The 14,376-nt window shown below is 56.9% G+C and carries 14 protein-coding genes and 1 pseudogene; 7 read left to right on the top strand and 8 right to left on the bottom strand.

The genetic code is table 11. The annotated features are described in order from the left end of the window. Window positions 1-290 precede the first annotated feature (290 nt). Together KGB24_RS15080 and KGB24_RS15075 are read left to right on the top strand one after the other, a co-directional pair. Entirely contained in the window at window positions 291-902 is a 612-nt protein-coding gene (locus KGB24_RS15080) for a hypothetical protein (protein ID WP_223474801.1), read from the top strand. Between the two features lie 239 nt (window positions 903-1,141). Continuing rightward, window positions 1,142-2,275 (top strand): aminotransferase class V-fold PLP-dependent enzyme, encoded by a 1,134-nt coding sequence (locus KGB24_RS15075; RefSeq protein WP_223415929.1) that lies wholly within the window; start codon window positions 1,142-1,144, stop codon window positions 2,273-2,275. A gap of 323 nt (window positions 2,276-2,598) precedes the next feature. On the opposite strand, the gene KGB24_RS15070 is transcribed toward KGB24_RS15075, so the two are convergent. Continuing rightward, a complete protein-coding gene (locus KGB24_RS15070; protein WP_008029437.1) occupies window positions 2,599-3,480 on the bottom strand; it encodes a LysR family transcriptional regulator in 882 nt (293 codons plus the stop codon). 100 nt (window positions 3,481-3,580) lie between these two features. On the opposite strand from KGB24_RS15070, the gene KGB24_RS15065 reads away from it, so the two are divergent. Genes KGB24_RS15065 through KGB24_RS15055 form a run of 3 tightly spaced genes read left to right on the top strand, consistent with a single transcriptional unit; the run spans window position 3,581 to window position 6,136 of the window. Continuing rightward, the gene (locus KGB24_RS15065; RefSeq protein WP_008029440.1) at window positions 3,581-4,645 is read left to right on the top strand and encodes an alkene reductase; all 1,065 of its coding nucleotides are present in this window, start codon (window positions 3,581-3,583) and stop codon (window positions 4,643-4,645) included. A 10-nt stretch (window positions 4,646-4,655) separates the two neighbouring features. Next, a complete protein-coding gene (locus tag KGB24_RS15060; protein WP_008029441.1) occupies window positions 4,656-5,495 on the top strand; it encodes a pirin family protein in 840 nt (279 codons plus the stop codon). Between the two features lie 56 nt (window positions 5,496-5,551). Further along, a complete protein-coding gene (locus KGB24_RS15055) occupies window positions 5,552-6,136 on the top strand; it encodes an isochorismatase family protein (RefSeq protein ID WP_223415928.1) in 585 nt (194 codons plus the stop codon). Between the two features lie 381 nt (window positions 6,137-6,517). On the opposite strand, the gene KGB24_RS15050 is transcribed toward KGB24_RS15055, so the two are convergent. Continuing rightward, a complete protein-coding gene (locus KGB24_RS15050; protein WP_008029447.1) occupies window positions 6,518-7,348 on the bottom strand; it encodes an alpha/beta fold hydrolase in 831 nt (276 codons plus the stop codon). Between the two features lie 234 nt (window positions 7,349-7,582). On the opposite strand from KGB24_RS15050, the gene KGB24_RS15045 reads away from it, so the two are divergent. Then, on the top strand, window positions 7,583-8,032 hold the full coding sequence (locus tag KGB24_RS15045; RefSeq protein ID WP_008029448.1) for a MerR family transcriptional regulator: 450 nt from the start codon (window positions 7,583-7,585) through the stop codon (window positions 8,030-8,032). Between the two features lie 53 nt (window positions 8,033-8,085). On the opposite strand, the gene KGB24_RS15040 is transcribed toward KGB24_RS15045, so the two are convergent. The 3 genes and pseudogenes from KGB24_RS15040 to KGB24_RS15030 all read right to left on the bottom strand — a co-directional run. Further along, window positions 8,086-9,090, bottom strand: a complete 1,005-nt coding sequence (locus tag KGB24_RS15040) for an acetoacetate decarboxylase (ADC) (RefSeq protein ID WP_223415927.1) — start codon at window positions 9,088-9,090, stop codon at window positions 8,086-8,088. 265 nt (window positions 9,091-9,355) lie between these two features. Then, window positions 9,356-10,120: a tetratricopeptide repeat protein gene (locus tag KGB24_RS15035; protein WP_223415926.1), complete on the bottom strand. Its 765-nt coding sequence runs from the start codon at window positions 10,118-10,120 to the stop codon at window positions 9,356-9,358. Window positions 10,121-10,651: 531 nt separating this feature from the next. Then, window positions 10,652-10,882 (bottom strand): annotated as a pseudogene (locus KGB24_RS15030) (AMP-binding protein); the annotation flags it as partial. A 137-nt stretch (window positions 10,883-11,019) separates the two neighbouring features. On the opposite strand from KGB24_RS15030, the gene KGB24_RS15025 reads away from it, so the two are divergent. Then, entirely contained in the window at window positions 11,020-12,456 is a 1,437-nt protein-coding gene (locus tag KGB24_RS15025; RefSeq protein WP_223415925.1) for a M15 family metallopeptidase, read from the top strand. A 4-nt stretch (window positions 12,457-12,460) separates the two neighbouring features. Here the strand turns inward: KGB24_RS15025 and KGB24_RS15020 are convergent, their stop codons facing one another. Genes KGB24_RS15020 through KGB24_RS15010 form a run of 3 tightly spaced genes read right to left on the bottom strand, consistent with a single transcriptional unit; the run spans window position 12,461 to window position 14,374 of the window. Beyond that, window positions 12,461-12,919: a GNAT family N-acetyltransferase gene (locus tag KGB24_RS15020; RefSeq protein ID WP_223415924.1), complete on the bottom strand. Its 459-nt coding sequence runs from the start codon at window positions 12,917-12,919 to the stop codon at window positions 12,461-12,463. Window positions 12,920-12,939: 20 nt separating this feature from the next. Next, complete coding sequence (locus KGB24_RS15015; RefSeq protein ID WP_223415923.1) at window positions 12,940-13,314, bottom strand: nuclear transport factor 2 family protein; 375 nt, start codon at window positions 13,312-13,314, stop codon at window positions 12,940-12,942. Then, on the bottom strand, window positions 13,304-14,374 hold the full coding sequence (locus tag KGB24_RS15010) for a sterol desaturase family protein (RefSeq protein ID WP_223415922.1): 1,071 nt from the start codon (window positions 14,372-14,374) through the stop codon (window positions 13,304-13,306). Before KGB24_RS15010 ends, KGB24_RS15015 begins: the two co-directional genes overlap by 11 nt. Between the last annotated feature and the right edge of the window lie 2 nt (window positions 14,375-14,376).

The raw sequence follows: 14,376 nt of genomic DNA, 5'->3' as shown, positions 1-14,376 counted from the left end.
CTCAGAAATGGAAGCCTTCAAATTGATTGACGTGCCCGGACTGGGTTGATTGAAGACCTTCGCGACGGGCCGCAATCGGCTGTGGATTCAACTGGTCGATGCAACAGATTGGCATCATCACTATAGACAGCAGGGTTTGCCATCAACTTGCCGTGTTTCTCTCTGGGCAGTGTCGCGTTTGCCGTGCCCACGTCTAAGCTAGACAACGACTTACATCGCGACTGATATGTCGACTACTAGGAATTGGACCGCTTATGAGCCGACGTGAATCGAATACCATGAGATCGGCTATGGCGCAGCTAGTCGCAATCGCCTTATGGTCGCTTGCATGTGAGAGCGCGTTTGCAATGACCTTTGACGTGGTGACGATGAAAGGCGAACCCGCAATCCGTGGTCGCGGTGAAATTGTTACTGGAGATGCCACTCGCCTCAAAGGTGTTCTGACGCCGAATGCCAAACACTCGTACGGATACTACACATTGATTCTGGAAAGCCCTGGGGGGAGCGTTCAGGCTGCTTTCGAGCTATCCCGGATCATAGATGCCCACTATGTAAATACCTATGTAGCCCCGGGCGGGAGGTGTATCTCCGCTTGCGCCGCAATTGTTTTCATCGCTGGACGAGAGCATGTAGCCGTTCCTGGGTCCTACCTCGGATTTCATGGCTGCTTTAACGCACAAACCGGAAGTATCGTCACTCTCTGCAACGAAGCGATTGCGGAGCACGCCATAGCTCATGGAACCGCATACGGTGCAGTGATGGCATTTATCGAGAAAATTCCATCCGCCGAAGTTGTCTGGATTAGCAGCCGCGAAGCTGATTGCTGGGGAATTAATCGGTATGACATCAGTCCGGAACCTGTGAACTACTTGCAGTGCGTCAGGGAGGGGTTCCGTCAATGAGTAAGCATGCCGCATTAGGTTGGGCGACAAAATCAATCTAGCGTGACGACTAACCCCTTCAAGGGGACTTTATGAATGGCTGCAAAGGGTCGGCTGCTGCCCTTCGTAACTGGTCGTTATCGACCTGATGATGCCAGCCGCTCGACAGAAGTCGCCATTCAATCCCGAGCAATCTTGTCATTTGCCAAGGCTTAAGGCAGGGTCGATACCACTGACATCTCTGCCAAAGGAGTCACTCCATGTCAAAGCTATATCCCAGTATCGATCCTGAGGGGCTGGTCGAGTACTCAGTGGTCTACACAGACCGCTCGCTCAACCACATGTCGCAGTCATTTCAAGGCGTGATGAAGAACATTTCCAAGACCCTGAAACAGGTCTACAACGCCCAGGCTGTTGCGGTGGTCCCGGGCAGCGGCACATTTGGCATGGAAGCGGTGGCGCGACAGTTTGCCACCGGCCAGCAATGCCTGGTGATACGCAACGGCTGGTTCAGTTATCGCTGGAGCCAGATCCTTGAGATGGGCAACATCCCGGCGGCCACCACGGTGCTGAAAGCCCGACCGGTCGACACGGGTCGCCAGGCTGCCTACGCCCCACCTCCTCTGGACGAGGTGCTGGCAGCCATTGAGGCGCAGAAGCCGCAGATTGTCTTCGCCCCCCACGTTGAAACATCATCAGGGATTATCCTGCCCGACGAGTACCTGCGGGCCGTCGGCGACGCCGTGCATGCGGTGGGTGGCCTGTTCGTACTGGACTGCATCGCCTCAGGCACGATTTGGGTTGATATGCACAAATGCGCCGTCGACCTGCTGATCAGCGCACCGCAGAAAGGCTGGAGCGCCTCCCCTTGCTGCGCCCTGGTGATGCTCAGTTCCCTGGCCCTCGAACGCATCGAGCAGACGCAGAGCAGCAGCTTCGCCTGCGACCTGAAAAAATGGCTTCAGATCATGCAGGTCTACGAACAGGGCGGACATGCCTACCATGCGACCATGCCCAGCGATTCCCTTGCGCGATTCAACGAAGTGATGAAAGAGACGCAAGCCTACGGTTTCGACAAGGTCCGCGACGAACAACAGGCGCTGGGTGATCGGGTGCGCGCCATGTTGACCGGCAAAGGCATCAAAAGCGTGGCCGCAGCCGGCTTTCAGGCCCCTGGCGTCGTGGTGAGCTACACCGATGATGCCGACATCAAGAACGGCAAGAAATTTGCCGACCACGGCCTACAGATCGCCGCTGGAGTGCCGTTGCAATGCGACGAGCCGGCCGACTTCCAGACCTTTCGCATCGGCCTGTTCGGACTCGAAAAGCTGCAAAATATCGAGCGCACGGTCAGCACCCTCGAACAGGCACTGGATGAGGTGATGGAGAACTAAGCCGGCATCTTGCCTGCTGCACATACCGAACTTGTGAATTCCAGGAAGTCATCCTGCCCTGGGCACTGCCGACCCATGGCGTTGATCTACGAACATGACGCTGGTCGTCCGGACGTCATGTTGGGACCATAAGGGAAAGCCCGTGCACGCGTCTTACTGACGCGTGTGCTCTTCAGCGCGATCAGAGAAGGTTTCCAATGAAGCCTTTCACGGGGCGGGTGATTGGCGGCTGTATGATTTGGATCGATTCAAAGCTGACGGTGGGGATAGGCGGAAATCGGCCAGAAGCGGACAGTCGTCCCAGGAATCTGCGAGCCACAGCGCTAATTGGCTTCCAACTTATCGCGCACAAATTCGATAAACCGCTGGGTCTTGGCAGGCAGTAGCCGCGTTTCAGTGAGGGCATACACTGATACTGGCGACGCTTGCCACTCCGGCAGAATTTGTCGCAATTTGCCCTCGGATACGTCCTGTGCGGCGATCCCCTCCGGCAGCAGTGTGATCCCCAAATTCAATGACGCCAGACGCCTCAGCATCCCAACGCTGTTGAGTTCGAAACGTCCACCGACATCGACCTGCTCGGTTCCACCTTTTCCCGAAAGCGTCCAGCGATCCGAACCTGGGCCCCGTAGTCGCAAGCATTCATGGTGGGGCAGATCCGAAGGCGACTGCGGTTCGCCCGACGTTTCCAGGTATTGGGGAGATGCATACAAAAAGCGCTGAAGGCTCGCCAGTTTTCGCGCGATTAGATTCGAGTTGGCAGGCTCACCCATGCGGATCACAACATCGACCGGTTCGCTGATCAGATCCACCTGCCGTGGGGTGAGGTCAAACTCAAAGCTGATTCCCGGGTAAAGCTGAGCGAACTCTGCAATCAGCGGCGCCAAATAGACATTGGCGAAATCCACGGGCAGTGACGCCCGCAACAAACCGCTGGGCCTAGCCAGCATCTCGCCTAATTGCTCATGCGCAAGTCTCGCTTCGTCGACGATTCGTTTGCAGCGTTCGTAGTAAAGCTGCCCGGCCTCGGTCAGCTCGATCTTGCGCGTTGTACGGTGCAGAAGACGAAGACCAATGGCCTTCTCCAAACCGCTGATACGGCGCGAAAGAGTTGAGTTCGGCATATCGAGGGCCTCCGCTGCCCGTCGAAAGCTGCGCACTTTCACAACCTCGACAAACAACGCCATGTCATTGAGATACTCCAACGCATTGCTCCATCAGTGGATCAGTGATTTCAATTTTACCGGATTTATCCCGGATTCGGATTGATCAATCATAGTCACATCACCACTGAGGAACAGCGCAATGAACTCTCTTTTTTCCGAAGTCAAAGTAGGCCGTTACACTCTCTCCAACCGGATGGTCATGGCGCCCATGACCCGCTCGCGCTCTGATGATGCTGGCGTGCCCTCTGACTTGGTCACCACTTACTATTTCCAGCGCGCTTCGGCGGGTCTGATTATCAGCGAAGGCGTTTTCCCGGTTGCCATGGGCAAGGGCTACGTTCGCACGCCAGGCATTGAAACCGCAGAACAGGTGGCGGCCTGGAAGAAAGTCACCAAAGCCGTTCACGCTCGCGGCGGTCGCATCTTTATGCAACTGATGCATTGCGGACGTGTGTCGCACCCGTCCCTGCTGCCGAACGGTGCACAGCCTCAGGCCCCTTCCGCGATCAAGGCGGCGGGTCAGACCTATACCGCAACTGGTCTGCAAGATTTCGTCACTCCACACGCGCTCACCGTTACCGAGATCACCGAAGTGATCGCCGGTTATCGCAACGCTGCACGTCTGGCGATTGAAGCCGGTTTCGATGGTGTTGAGCTACATGCGGCCTCGGGCTACCTGCCAGAGCAATTTCTTTCCACTGGCAGCAACCAGCGCGACGATCAATACGGTGGCTCGGTCGAAAACCGCGCCCGATTCGTTCTGGAAGTGCTCGCCGCCATGGTCGACGAAGTGGGTGGTGATCGCGTAGGCATCAAGATTTCTCCGGAGATGAACTTCAATGACATCGTCGACGCCAATCCGCAGGAAACCTACACCTACCTGGTCTCGCAATTGCGCGATCTTGAACTGGCATACCTGCACGTGGCCCTGTTTGGTGCCAAGTTCGATTACCACGCAGCCCTTCGCCCTCTGTTCGACGGCAGCTACCTGATCGGTAGTGGCCAGACCAAAGACAGCGCTCAGTCCCTGATTGCCGGGGGCAAAGCCGATGCTGCCGTATTCGGCGGCGCGTTCCTCGCCAACCCGGATTTGCCGAATCGCTTCCTTGTCGGTGCTGAGTTGAATGTACCGAACAAAGACCTCTTCTACGCCCCTGGTGCGGAAGGCTACATCGACTATCCAGCCATGTCCGAAGGGGCATAAGGAGACCGTCATGTCATCCAGTGCACGTTTGCAGCGCATGAACCACGGCAGCCAATTCAGGGCCTTCAACCTGCGTGGCGACCAGCACGCAAAACCTATCGATCCATTTCTGGGTGTTGACCATGCCTGGATCAACGGGCCGACGTTCCCCCCACACCCTCATGCAGGTTTTTCAGCGGTCTCTTACCTGTTTCTGGATTCAGAAACAGGTATCGACAACCGAGATTCGCTGGGCAACCGCAACTTGATTCAACCGGGTGGGCTGCACTGGACGGCAGCAGGACAAGGCATTGTGCATGAAGAGGTTCCGGCAGAGCCCGGCAAGACCGTCCACATGCTTCAGATCTTCATCAACTTGCCGGAGCAGAAACAGGGCGACGTGCCATTTGTGTTGAGCCTGGAAACTCAGGACGTGCCCGTTATCTACAAATCAGGGGCAAAGATTCGTGTACCGCTGGGCAGCTTCGAGGGAGCAGTGTCTCCCCTGGCAACGCCTACAGAAGTCCGTCTTTTGGATATCTCGCTAGAAGCCGGCAGTGAAGTCTCGATCTCGGTTCCAGAAGGCCACATCGCCTTTGTGATGCCCATCGATGGCGAGACTTCGGTGGACGGCCAACCTTTCGATCTGGGTGAGCCGAAGGCTGCCGTAAACCTGCCACAAACGGCAGATCGGGTCGTGACCCTGGCTGCAAACAAGGGTAACGCCAAGGCAGTAATGTTTTCCGGCGTTCCGCTGAACCAGCCTGTGTTTTGGCAAGGGCCACTGGCGCTTGCCTCCGCAAGCGCTTTGGTCAAGGCGGTCTCCGGATACCAGCGCGGCTCATTCGGAAAGCTGCAAGCTGCCAATTGATGCAAATAATCCCCAACCGGGGTGATGTACCCCAAATAATCCCTAGGAGAAAGACCATGACGTACGAAAATTTCAGTGCCGACAATGCTGCCCTCCTGCTGATCGACCATCAGGTCGGCACCATGGGGTGGGCGAAATCCATGCCCTTTGAAGAACTCAAACGCAACGCGCTGATGCTGGCCAAAGCCGCTCGCATCCTTAAGCTCCCTGTGGTGCTGACCTCCAGCATGGAAGAGCACGCCCAAGGGCCATTGCTGAGCGAGCTGGAAGAGATCCTCCCGACCGAATTTGCCGGTCGCATCAAACGGCTGGGCATCGTCAATGCAATGGACGACGAAAAATTCGCCGCTGCGGTGAAAGCTACAGGTCGTAAAAAACTCATCATCGCTGGCGTAACCAACGACGTCTGCACGGTGTATCCGGCGCTGTCGCTGGTACGCGATGGTTTCGAGGTTCAGGTCGTGGCTGACGGTGGTGCTTCGCCTACCGCCATGGCTGATGACATAGCCTTGCGCCGCATGGATAAAGCCGGTGTAACACTTACCACCACCAACCAGCTAATTGCTGAATTAGCAGGCAGTTGGGCTACGCCAGAGGGCGGCCAGTTGGTTCAAGTGCTGATGGAAGCATTTGGCGACTAATTCACCGCTCATGGCCGGAGGAGTCGGTGTCACGGTTCCTCCGGTCAAATGCTGATGGGCGGTAAGGTGACAATCGGCGATCACAACCTCTGCAAACGAGTTGGCAACAGCTCTGCAAAGCCTCCACCTTGGTGGCGCATTCAATACACATGAGCTGTAAGAATCAGGAACTCGCCCGAGCGAGAAGGAATACGGTCAAGTGGTATGGGTCATCAGCGTCTGCTTTGGGTTGACAGCAGTCCTTGGTGGCTGGCAGCAATCGACCAAAAATGGAAACTTGGTTCGCACAGCTTTTACGCATTCAACCGAATCTGAAACGCGTCGTTCCAGTGACTTCAGAAAAGGTAAGGGCAGGATTTTTACCCGCCCTCCCCCGGTTGCCTAACCTCGCAGGAAAGCGAGCAAATCGGCGTTGATCGTATCGGCGTTCGTTGTAGGCATTCCGTGTGGGTAGCCCGAGTAGGTTTTCAGCGTGCTGTTCTGCAAGAGTCTGGCTGACAAGGGCCCGGAGTTTTCATAAGGCACGATCTGATCATCATCACCATGCATCACCAGCACGGGGATCTTGATGCTCTTCAGATCGTCGGTAAAGTCGGTCTGGGAAAAGGCTACGATCCCGTCGTAATGTGCCTTTGCACAGCCCATCATGCCTTGGCGCCACCAGTTCAGGATGATGCCTTCAGACGGTTTGGCGCCCGGGCGGTTGTAACCGTAGAAAGGTCCCGCTGGAACGTCGTGGTAGAACTGTGCACGGTTGGCTTTGAGCTGTGCCTGCAAGTCATCGAAAACCGACTTCGGCAAGCCACCTGGATTAGCCGGGGTCTGAACCATCAGCGGAGGCACGGCGCTGATGATGGCGGCCTTGGACACTCGGTCTTCGCCGTGGCGAGCAATGTAATGAATGACTTCACCACCGCCGGTGGAGTGCCCCACATGGGCTGCGCCCTGCACGCCAAGATGATCGACTACGGCCGCGACGTCATCGGCATAGTGATCCATGTCGTGCCCGTCCCAGACCTGGCTAGATCGCCCATGACCGCGTCGGTCGTGTGCAACCACCCGGTAGCCGTTCGCCAGGAAAAATAGCATTTGCGCATCCCAGTCGTCCGCGCTGAGCGGCCATCCGTGATGGAAAAAGACCACGGGGGCATCGCGTGGTCCCCAGTCTTTATAAAAGATCTCAACACCGTCCTGCGTAGTGACATAACCCATGTTCGCATCTCCCGAATGAAATGGAGGCCATGACCAGAATCGTGTACTGATCGTGCCCCTTGTTGAACAAGTGCAGCCCACCCCATAGGCGGTTCTGAGACGGGTCCTGGTCTGGCTTTCGCCTATCCCTGCATTCCATGGCGTTTGAGCAACGCATGACATCCGCGCCGCTTGGCCACCAAATCACTTTAGGTTTAAAGTCAACTTTAAGGTCAATGGTTTTCTGGGGGGAATATGAGAATAGGCGAACTGGCGAAAATCAGCGGATTGGCGCCTTCACGTATTCGTTTCTACGAAGCGAGCGGCCTGATTAAATCTGTCGTGCGCAAAGCCAATGGGTATCGGGACTACGCCCCTGACACAGAGTGGGTTCTGGAGATCATCACGGGCGCTCAGGCAGCGGGTTTTTCATTGGAAGAAATCCGACAATTACTGCCGATGAATGCGAACGGTTGGCAGCACGAAGAGTTGCTCAGCGGGCTCAAACGCAAGGTTGAGGAAATCGAAGTCCTGCAGCAACGGCTGGCCCAGAATAAAGCCCAACTTCTTCTGGTTATCGAGGGCATTGAAAGCAAGCCGGAAGGCATGGGTTGCGTGGACAACACGCAGTTGTTATTGCATCGTCTGCGAGAGGAAGGTGTGGCGGCCGCACCGCGCGGCCGTGATACCGCATCGTCCAAGTAAGGCGTCACCTGTCAGGCTTATGAGGCCTGACAGATTTTTGCCGGCAGGTTTAGTTAGTGCGTGTCAGCCAGTGCCGCTAACGGCTTCGGCGCGTAGAGCGCACTTTGGAATGCTGGCACGTATTCGTACTTCATCATTTTCCCCAGTTTCAAGGAGCGGATGTAGTTCGACAGGCTGCCGTCGCCCAGCGTGAGAGTTGCCGAATCCGCGCTCGTGCTGGAGCCGTGGCTGAGCTGGCGGGAAACAGCATACCCATAGGCTAGCCGGCCTTGGTGATCGAGATTGGTGAAACTGCTGGTGACGATATCGACGTCACTGGACAGGTCGTCGAGCTTCTGCGCTTTGAAGGACACGTCCACTTTGCCGGTCTCGCTATCGGTAATGTCATAGACCACCGATTGGGCATCTTCTTTGCGGTCAATCCCCGTCAGCCATTTCGGCAGGTTGTAACCGACGACACCACGAACCCTCGCAAGCTCTGTATTGACCGGCAACTTGAGTACATAACCCCAGAAGTCTCCAGACATCGACTGGCCAATCAGCGTGAACGGCCCCAGATTGGCTTTGCCCGGTTTGTTGGTGATGATCGATACCGCGACTTCGTTATAGGCGTCGTTATCGCAGTGCTCATAGGTGTACGCGGTAAACGCAATTAAACCTCGACCGGGCCAGATTTGCAGAGGCTGGGCGGCTGCCAACACTTCGGGTGGCATCAGTGCCCGGAGCTTGTCCAGATCTGCCGTATAGACAGCCGTTACGCGACTGTTCTGGTAGTAAAAGTTTGGGGAGAACGATTCAAAGCCTATGTCGACCTTGTTCTTCTCCAACCCTTTGAACCAGCCCAAATCAACGCCCGGTACTTCTGCTGCAATCACCGACAAAGGAGGGTTGGAGCGAAAACGATCGTACAAACCGCCCTTGACGACGGGCACCTGGTGACCGGCGATATCGATCATGGTTGTGTCGGTCGGGCTGGGCATTTCAGGCATTCCCGCCAACGCATGGTTGGCGAACGTGTTGAACAGCAATCCTGTTAAAACGGCGCTTGCGAGTTTCAATCTGTCTCTCTCCAGGTGATTGCATCTGCTTGATGGCGTCGGCCAGGGCCGGCTTCTGAGGCCGGCTTGAAATCACCTTAACGTTAAACTGAACTTTAAGGTCAAGCGCTGGAAAGGCAGATTTTCAGTTTGTTCGCAGCAGCGTTATCAACGTGCCATCGACCAGGATTCAGCGATTCGAGATTGAGGGTTTTGGCCCTCCATCGGTGATGGCAAAGCTCACCCTCCTGTCCTCAAATGAGTCCATATACGGTCACCCAGAAGCTCAACCACGGACCAAATAGGCCCCTGGCGGAACCCGATGTCGCAGCTTCTTGCATTTTCCGGGTGCGGGCTGATGCCCCGGTGGGCGATCCGGGAACCAGATTCGGCATTTACCCGGCGGCGGCCAATGGCCCCGGGGAATCTCGACCGCATCGTTTGTACCCGCAGGCTCGGTGGAAGCCATTTGCATGTTTCCTTCGGGCCCCGGCCTGCCAACCATAGGCGAGTCCAATACCGGCGCTGCCTCTGCGCGAGCGAAACTGCCAGCGTCGCGCCCCGCATTCTGAGCAGGTTGTTCAGCAATGCTGATTTCTTCTTCGCTGCGCCTTTGGGTCTCCACTGCCGGTTTGTTCAGTACTGCGACCCTGTCTGCGTCGGTACTGGGTGAGATACCGAAAGCCTGGGCCTGCTGCGCAGCCTGTATCAATTGCAAGTTGCGGTTACGTAACTCGACGTTACGCCCCACCCGAATGTTAGAGCGCATCGCCAAGTTTTCAGCCTGCTGGTACTGCCCCTGCTGAAGACGCAACACACCGAGGTAATGCAGCGTCGCCGGATTGTTCGGCTGGATATGCAGGGCTCGCTCCAGCGTGGCGGCAGCCTGGTCCAACTGGCCATTTTCATACTGCCGCGAGGCCGTTTCGATCAGGGTGGTTGATGCGCTGTTGCTTTGCGCTGTCGCTCTTCGCTCAGCAGCCACCGAATAAAGAGACGCGCTGGCGCAGAACACCAGAATGAAACCTGTCAGAAAACGTTTGGTTGGCATCAGCGGGCGAACTCGATTGATCTCTCATGGCACGATCGTACAACCGACCACAGCACTCGATACAGGGCCCCAACTGACCTGCCCGGCAGCCTGAAGTTCCCGCTGCAACGACCAGCGTAACCCGTGTTTTTTTGCCACCTCATCACTAAGCGTGAGGGTTGATGCAACTCAAAAGCGCTGGTGATATCGATCTTGAACTGCGCACCGATCCTGGTGGGCGGCACCTCAAGCGGACTGGCTACTTAGACATGACACCAATCCCTTGTAGGAGCTGGCTTGCCGGCGATAGCGGTGGGTCAGCCAACATATTTATTGACTGGACGGACGCCATCGCCAGCAAGCCGGCTCCTACAAGGGATCGGTGTGTGCTTTTGATTTTCACCACTCATCAGGCCGAGCGTTAGCTTGCCTTCAGCTTTTGATCTGAGCGCCCCCCTCGAGAGCATGCCGAGCCACAGCGAGGCACCGAACGAAAGGGCGAAACCGCCAGCCGCCATCATCGCAGCAACGGATAGGCCACCAACCTGACCATCGATTGGAAACAATAACCACCCGGTCGAATTCGGTCGCACCATTGACCTTCAGGAAGGACGCAATGCCATGGCTTATCTGTTCAAGCTGACGATAACTGCACGTCGCGCCGTGAGAGACGACCGCAATGGCGTCAGGCGAGCGCTGCGCCTGTTGCAAGAAGTCCATGAATATCGGGCGATCGGCGCAATACTCCAGATTAAGCGTCGGATTTGGGCGATGATCCTGCATCTTGGATTTATGCTCCGCACGATCTGTACGATATTAACGTCGTGCCCCGGAAATACTGACTGAGGTTAGCCCCCCCCTCACCTCAGTCTGCTACCTTTCCCCCGTTCATTGGGTACCCGGCATTCTGGAGACATCGCATGCGCCCTCTTCGTACCATCGCCCGCCCCTGGCTGCAATCACTGCTGTTGCTGGGCAGCGTCATAGCGGGCATGTCCAATGCCGAGCCGCGGCCCGGGCACATGGTCTATCTGCGCGCGATTGATCCGAGCATCGAGCAAGACATTCGCTACGCCAGCCCCCACAACTTCACCGGTCACCCACTCGACGGTTATGCCGCCGCCGAATGCCTGTTGACGCTGGACGCCGCCAGGGCGCTCGCACGGGTGCAAGCGTCGTTGCGCACGCAAGGCTACGGTTTGAAGGTGTTTGATTGTTATCGACCGAATCGGGCGGTGGCCGATATGGGCCGCTTTGCCACCGAACCGGGCGACCCACGTAAGGCCGAGTTCTACCCGCGTGTGGACAAGCAGGACTTCTGGCGCCTGGGGTATGTGGCGCGGGTGTCGAATCACTCCAGAGGCTCGACCGTGGACCTGACACTCACAGGGCCCAAGGCGTTGCCCGCCAGCACATGGACGCCCTCGGCCACGCAGGTCGATTGCACCGCCCCCTACGATCAGCGCTGGCATGACGGCGCACTCGACATGGGCACCGGCTTCGATTGCTTCGACGAGCGGGCGCATACCGCCAACCCGACGATCAACGCAACCGCGCAGGACAATCGCCAGCGGCTCGGCAGCGCCATGGCAAAAGAAGGCTTCTCCGGGTACTCGAAAGAATGGTGGCACTTCACTTATGGCAGCGCACAGGCACCGAACAACGTGATGGATTTCCCCATTACGCCGCTCGACGCCAACGCAGTACTCGACACCAGCCATCAGTTGATTGTGGTCACCACAAAAAACTGGGATGACCTGCAAGGCAGCGCCCAGCGTTATGAACGCGACGGGAACAGCTTCCGCAAATATGGCGAGGCGTTTGCGGTGGTGGTCGGCAAAAACGGCATGGCTTGGGGCAAAGGGGTGGACAACGTTGAGCCAGGCGCAGAACCCGTCAAACACGAAGGCGATGGAAAAGCGCCGGCCGGGATTTTCAAGCTGGGAACAGCGTTCGGTTACGAGACCAGCGCCGACACGAAACTGCCCTACCTCGCACTGACAGCGACCACCGAATGCGTGGACGACAGCCATTCCGGACACTACAACACCCTGGTCGACGGCGCGGCGATGCCCAAGGACTGGAACAGCTCAGAACGCATGCGCAGCGAAGAAGGCTATCGCAAAGGCATTGTCATCGAGCACAACACACCGGCGTCCCCCGCCTCGGGCTCGTGCATCTTTTTCCACATCTGGCGTAGCCCGACATCGCCGACGGCGGGTTGCACGGCCATGGATCAGGCGGACATCAGCCGATTGTTCGACTGGCTCGATCCGCAGCAGTCTCCCCTGCTGGTGCAAATGCCCGAGGCGCAATACGAGCATGTTCGCGAGCGCTGGAAGCTGCCGGAGCGTTGATCGGTCAGCCCTGCTTCAAATCCAGGCAATAGGTGTAGTAACCCGTATCGCGCACATAGCCCAAGGCTTCATACAACCGCTGCGCACCGTGATTGTCAGTGGCGGTTTCCAGCACCAGGCCTTTGGCGCCGCTCAACACCGCGAAGTCGCGCGCGGTGTTCATCAGCCGCGTTGCGACCCCGCGTCCTCGGGCGGCAGGCGCGGTGAACAGGTCGCCGAGCAGCCAGGTGCGATGCGCGTCGATAGACGAAAAAGTCGGAAACAACTGGACGAAACCCAGTGCTTCGCCGGCGGTGTCCCGGGCGAAGAAGATCACGGACTCATCCCGGGCAATGCGCTCGGCGATAAAGTGGCGGGACTGATTCAGGTTCGAAGGCTGACCATAGAAACCCCGATAGGCGTCGAAGAGGCTGGCGACTTGATCGATGTGCGTTGCGTCGGCGCGATGTACCTGAACATCCATCTCAATGGTCTCCGTGCGGTTCACGACTCATGGTAGTAGTACAGCTTGTTGATGATGACCCAGCGATCATCGATCTTCAGTAACGACAGGTAATCGGTAAACCTCATCCCTGCATAATCATCGATGATTTTTACGGCGGCGGCGTCGCCTGTTATGTCCAGGTCAATCACTTCCCAAAAAGGCTTCACCTCTTTTGCTGCCGGGCCTTCGGTTTTGATCGCGTCGATAAACTCATCAAGGGACAGCCATTCAAGCGCTTTTTGGAAGTGACCGATGATGCGACAAGACGGATGAAATGCCTTTCGCAACGAGGCTTCGTCAGCGAAGACCATACCCTCGACATAGTGTTTGACGGCTTCTTTGACAGACTCTTTTTCTGCGGAATCAGTTGTCATGTCTCACCTCCACTTCTGCTAACGCATTCTGGATTGTTCGCAAGGGCGCCCGCGAACGATCAGGTCGTTTGGTCGAACGGATCTTGCGGGCGATGTCTACAAACGGCGTGACGATCAGGCTGTAAACCGTCAGGTAACGCTCAGAATCCTGCTCACCGGTGCCGAACCGCAGGGCTTCGGGTTTCGACGTGGTGACGTAGAGCGTGCCGAACATCCAGTCCCACAGGGACAGGTTGATGCTGAAGTTCTTGTTGAAATGGTGCGGTGCGTCGCTGTGATGAATCTGGTGCTGGGCCGGGCTGTTCAGCACATGTTCGAACACCGGGCCGAACGACAGCCAGACATGACTGTGACGCAAGTTTCCCACCAGCCCGTTGAGGATGAACACCAGCCAGGTCACGCCGAACAAAGTATAGCGGCTGATCTCGCCGCCGCAGGCGTACCAGAAGACGCCGGCATAGGCGCCGATGCCGATGATCGTCGAGAGCTTTTCGACAATCTTTTCCACGAAATGAACCCGGCTGGCGGTCGCTGGAACCAGCACCGGCGCCGAATGATGGACTTTGTGGAATGCCCACAACCATTTGGAATGGAAGGCGCGGTGCGCCCAGTAGGCCATGAAGTCTTTCACCAGAAAAACGCCCAGCCCGTAGAGCAAGGACAGTGAAAGATTCTGCTCCACTTGCACCCGCGCGCCCCACAGGTTGGTGAAAAAGGCGATGTAGTCTCCGGAGCGCAGGACGAGCGGGTCCACCAGACCGACAATCGGCAACACCAACGCCACTTTCAGAATCGCCCGCACGAAGTAGTAGCGGTAATCGAGCAACGCCGAACGATGGAAATACACCCGACGCCCGCCGATGAACTGCCCGAACGACTGCGCGTCGGTGAGACCTCGATGTTTCCTGAACCGGAACAGGGCGTAAGCGATGCTGTAAGACGAGAACAGAAACAGTACACCCATGCGCCCATTCAGATCGAAAAGGCCCAGGAACTGGCGAGTGACGGGCTCAATCACCCACTCGGTCAGGCCGTTAAAAAGCAGCACAAGGGCATCCACCA

Source organism: Pseudomonas sp. BF-RE-25, from assembly GCF_019956105.1.
In the GTDB taxonomy this organism is placed as follows: Bacteria; Pseudomonadota; Gammaproteobacteria; order Pseudomonadales; family Pseudomonadaceae; genus Aquipseudomonas; species Aquipseudomonas migulae.
Note: the sequence above shows the minus strand (reverse complement) of the source record. Positions and strands in the feature narration are given on the sequence as shown.

What these genes read in the sequence shown, in the direction of transcription:
- KGB24_RS15055 (WP_223415928.1), top strand. Translation starts at nt 5,552, where the DNA reads ATGACGTACGAAAATTTCAGTGCCGACAATGCTGCCCTCCTGCTGATC.
- KGB24_RS15045 (WP_008029448.1), top strand. Translation starts at nt 7,583, where the DNA reads ATGAGAATAGGCGAACTGGCGAAAATCAGCGGATTGGCGCCTTCACGT.
- KGB24_RS15080 (WP_223474801.1), top strand. Translation starts at nt 291, where the DNA reads ATGGCGCAGCTAGTCGCAATCGCCTTATGGTCGCTTGCATGTGAGAGC.
- KGB24_RS15065 (WP_008029440.1), top strand. Translation starts at nt 3,581, where the DNA reads ATGAACTCTCTTTTTTCCGAAGTCAAAGTAGGCCGTTACACTCTCTCC.
- KGB24_RS15075 (WP_223415929.1), top strand. Translation starts at nt 1,142, where the DNA reads ATGTCAAAGCTATATCCCAGTATCGATCCTGAGGGGCTGGTCGAGTAC.
- KGB24_RS15020 (WP_223415924.1), bottom strand. Translation starts at nt 12,919, where the DNA reads ATGGATGTTCAGGTACATCGCGCCGACGCAACGCACATCGATCAAGTC.
- KGB24_RS15025 (WP_223415925.1), top strand. Translation starts at nt 11,020, where the DNA reads ATGCGCCCTCTTCGTACCATCGCCCGCCCCTGGCTGCAATCACTGCTG.
- KGB24_RS15060 (WP_008029441.1), top strand. Translation starts at nt 4,656, where the DNA reads ATGTCATCCAGTGCACGTTTGCAGCGCATGAACCACGGCAGCCAATTC.
- KGB24_RS15035 (WP_223415926.1), bottom strand. Translation starts at nt 10,120, where the DNA reads ATGCCAACCAAACGTTTTCTGACAGGTTTCATTCTGGTGTTCTGCGCC.
- KGB24_RS15015 (WP_223415923.1), bottom strand. Translation starts at nt 13,314, where the DNA reads ATGACAACTGATTCCGCAGAAAAAGAGTCTGTCAAAGAAGCCGTCAAA.
- KGB24_RS15050 (WP_008029447.1), bottom strand. Translation starts at nt 7,348, where the DNA reads ATGGGTTATGTCACTACGCAGGACGGTGTTGAGATCTTTTATAAAGAC.